We start from the raw sequence: 3708 nt of genomic DNA on the forward strand, positions 1-3708 counted from the left end.
TCCAGAAACCCCACCACCACCCAACCCTGGCTGTGCTGGATGCCCGCCACCAGCAGGCGGCCCGCGTCGCCCGCACCCATCACCAGGGCCCGGCGCAGCTCCTGGGCGCTGCCACTGATGCGGCTGCGCATGTGCTCGTAGAGCATGCGGTAGCCCATGCGCATCATGGCCAGCAGCATCAGCGTGAACAGCGGATGCAGGGCCAGTACGGCCCGAGGGACAGCATGCARATGGGCCATCAGCACGGCCGCGGCGCCGATCAGGCCCGCCAGCGTGCAGGCCAAGGCCAGACGCTGGACCTCGCCGAAGCCGGAGAAGCGCCACATGCCCTTGGGCACGCGCAACAGGTACAGCACAGCCGCATAGATGGCCAGCAGCCCCAGCAGCACCCAACCGTCGTAGTCGGGGCGTGCCGAGAACCAGCGCTCGAAACCGAGGCGGAACAGATAGGTGGCCTGCCAGGCGATGGCAACGACAACGACGTCGAGCAGCAGGGCCAAGGCTTCACGGCGCGGCCGCAGGCGCGTGAGCAGGGTGTCGAGAAATTGCCAGTTCATTGGGAAGCGATTGTCAGCCGCGCAGCACGCGGGCCAACGTCGCCAGGATCAGCCGCAGGTCGGTCATCAGGCTGGCGCTGGCCGCGTACTCGGCTGACAGTTTGAGTTTTGCGGGCATCACGACCTCGCGGTATTCGCGCTCTGGGTCCTGCGCTGCAGCCAACATTTCGGCCTCGTGGCTGAAAGCCAGCGACGCGGGATCGGTGATGCCCGGCCGCACCGCCAGCACGCGTTCACGCAATTCGGCCGAGTAGAGCTCGACATAGCGAGGCAACTCCGGCCGCGGGCCAACGAGGCTCATCGCGCCGCGCAGCACATCCCAGAGCTGGGGCAGCTCGTCGAGCTTGGCCTGGCGCAACACACGGCCCGAGCGCGTGATGCGGGGGTCGGCGCCGACCGTGATGGCCGCACCCGGCTCGACGCGCATCGTGCGGAACTTGTGGATGGTGAAGGGCACGCCATGCCGGCCCACACGCGTCTGGCGAAACAGGGCCGGGCCGGGAGAGTCGAGCTTGATCCAGACCGCGGCCAGCAGCAGCAGCGGCGCGAGAACCAGCAGCCCCAGCGCCGCACTGACCACGTCGAACAGGCGCTTGATCAAGCCAGCAGGCCCCTCACGGCGGCGATGACGCGCTCGACGTCCGCGTCGCTCATCGCCGTGTACAGCGGCAGGCTGACCGTGCGCTCGAAGGCCTTCTGCGACTGCGGGAATTGCTCGGGCGTCAGACCGTAGCGGTCGCGCCAGTAAGGATGCAGGTGCAGGGGCACGTAATGCACGCTGCAACCGATGCCGGCAGCGTACATGCCCTCGATGAAGGCATCGCGTGTGATGCTGGCTTCGTCGGCCAGGCGAACGACGTAGAGATGCCAGGAGTGCGTGTCGCCCTCCGGCGCATCGGGCGGCAGGATCAGCGGAAGGTCGGTAAAGGCCTCGTGATAGCGCATCGCGATCTGCTCGCGGCGCAGCTGGAAGGCCGGCAGGCGCTTCAACTGGTGCAGGCCCAGGGCCGCGGCGATGTCGGTCAGGTTGTACTTGAAGCCGGGCGCGACGATCTCGTAGTACCAGCTCGGCACCTTGGCCGTGAAGCGGTCGAAGGCGTCGCGGCTCATGCCGTGCAGGCGCATGACGCGGGCGCGCTTGGCCAGTTCGGCGTTGCGCGTGACCAGCATGCCGCCCTCGCCGGTCGTCATCGTCTTGTTGGCATAGAAGCTGAACACGGTGGCGTCGCTGCCCAGCGTGCCGATCAGCTCCTTCTCCAGCGTGGTCGGCAGTGCATGGGCCGCATCCTCGATGACGCGCAGGCCGTGGCGGCGGGCGATKTCGAGGATGGACAGCATGTCCACGGCCAGGCCGGCGTAGTGCACCGGCAGGATGGCTTTGGTTTTCGGGGTGATCGCTGCCTCGATGGCCGCGATGTCGATGTTCAAGGTCGCCGGGTCGATGTCGACCAGCTTCACGTCGGCACCGAGGTAGCGCACGACCTCGGCGGTGGCCGTGAAGGTGTGGGTCGTCGTGATGACCTCGTCGCCGGGGCCCAGGCCAATGGCTTCCAGCGCCAGGTGCAGGCCTGCGGTGGCCGAGTTCACCGCGATGCACTCGATCTGCGGGTCACCGAGGAAGTCGGCAAAGGCCTGCTCGAAGCGCTTGGCCTTGGGGCCGGTCGTGATCCAGCCGGATTTCAGCGTGTCGACGACTTCGGCGATCTCGTCGTCGCCCAGGTCGGGCAAGGCAAAGGGAAGGAAGGGCTGGGCACTCATGAAGGGATTTTCGACGATCAGGTTTTGGCGATCAGCACCAGCCGGTGGGTACGCAGCCAGGGGATGAGGTTGAGCAGGCCATAGGCCGCGGGCAGCGCCCGGGCCAGCGGTGGCGCCAGCGTCACGCGCCGGGCCGTGAAAGCGCCTTGCGGGAAGAGCTGTCGCACGCGCGCCAGCGGCACGCCGCGGACGTCGGGGTTGCGCGGATTGTTGACGGTGAAGTCGTACCAGACGACGGCGCCACCCGGTTTGAGCCAGCGCCACATCGCGTCGGCCACGCGCTGCTGCAAGGCGTCGTCGAGGATGGACGAGAAGACCGTGGATTGCAGCACCAGGTCCTGGCTGGCCGGTGCGACGTCGGCTTCTGAAGCATCGCCTGGGAGCAGGCGCACGCTTTCGGGTAGGGCAGTGCGCGCGGCGGCCAGGCGCTCGGGCAGCAGTTCGATGCCGGTCAGGTGCGCGGGCAGCAGCCCCAGGCGCAGCAGGTCCAGCAGATTGCCACCGGCACCGCAGCCCACTTCGGTCGCTTGCCAGTCGGCCGGGCGCCCGGGATGTCGGGCAAGCAAGGTCAGCAGCACACGCTGGCGCTCCTGCCACGTCCGCCAGACCTCGGGCCGCAACAGGCAGTAGCGGTCGCCACCCTCTGCGCGGGCCTTGCGGCGGGCGTAGCGCTGCGCGATCTGGTCGAGCTCGCTCACGACAGGGCCTCGATGAAGCGGGCGGCGAGAACCGGATAGGCGTGATGCGCCATCGCGAAGGCACGACCTCGCTCACCCATCTCGGCGCGCTGCTCGGGCGTCAGCGCCGCCAGCTTCAGCAGGCCCTGGGCCACGGCGTCGGCGTCTTCAGGCGCGACCGTCAATCCGGCGCCGGCCTCGGCGACCGGGTCGTTGCCCGCCTCGACCGAATGCAGCACGGCACGACCGGCCATCAGGTAGTCGATGAGTTTGTTGGGCGCGATGCCGAAGCGGTAGATGGGCGTGCGCTGCCAGCCGATGTAGGCGATGTCGAAGTGGCTCAGCAGCGTCGGGATCTGGGCTTTGGGAATGGGAGCGAAAAAGCGCACTTGCTTCAGCCCCTCGGCGTCGGCGCGCCCGGCCAGGCGTGTCGCCTCGTGCCCGCTGCCCACCAGCACGAAGCTGATCGGCCGATCGCGCAGCTTGGCGGCTGCATCCAGAAGCACGTCGAGCGCATTGGGCAGGCCCATGGAGCCGGCATAGCCGACGATGACGCGACCGGCCGCGCGCTCCGCGTCGAGATGCGCCGACAGCGTCACACCGAGTGGCGCCGATTCACCCTGCCATTCCTCTGGCGCAAAGCCATTGGGCACGATGCGCAGCTTGTTCAGATCCAGGCCCTTTGAAGCCATGTGCTCGTGCACGCAGGGCAGCAT

General features: G+C 68.1%; 5 protein-coding genes. All 5 read right to left on the reverse strand.

Translation table 11 applies throughout. The annotated features are described in order from the left end of the window. A partial coding sequence (locus tag AC1DU6_RS23285) for a nucleoside-diphosphate sugar epimerase/dehydratase (protein ID WP_477859942.1) occupies positions 1-557 on the reverse strand: 557 nt, incomplete at its 3' end. Positions 558-570: 13 nt separating this feature from the next. Next, entirely contained in the window at positions 571-1158 is a 588-nt protein-coding gene (locus tag AC1DU6_RS23290) for a sugar transferase (protein WP_056204400.1), read from the reverse strand. After that, on the reverse strand, positions 1155-2315 hold the full coding sequence (locus AC1DU6_RS23295; RefSeq protein WP_477859944.1) for a DegT/DnrJ/EryC1/StrS family aminotransferase: 1161 nt from the start codon (positions 2313-2315) through the stop codon (positions 1155-1157). Before AC1DU6_RS23295 ends, AC1DU6_RS23290 begins: the two co-directional genes overlap by 4 nt. A gap of 17 nt (positions 2316-2332) precedes the next feature. Next, positions 2333-3013, reverse strand: a complete 681-nt coding sequence (locus AC1DU6_RS23300; RefSeq protein WP_477859946.1) for a class I SAM-dependent methyltransferase — start codon at positions 3011-3013, stop codon at positions 2333-2335. Further along, the coding region (locus AC1DU6_RS23305) for a glycosyltransferase family 4 protein (protein WP_477859948.1) at positions 3010-3708 on the reverse strand (699 nt) is incomplete at its 5' end. The genes AC1DU6_RS23305 and AC1DU6_RS23300, both read right to left, overlap by 4 nt.

The sequence above is a fragment of the Roseateles sp. P5_B10 genome (assembly GCF_056400485.1).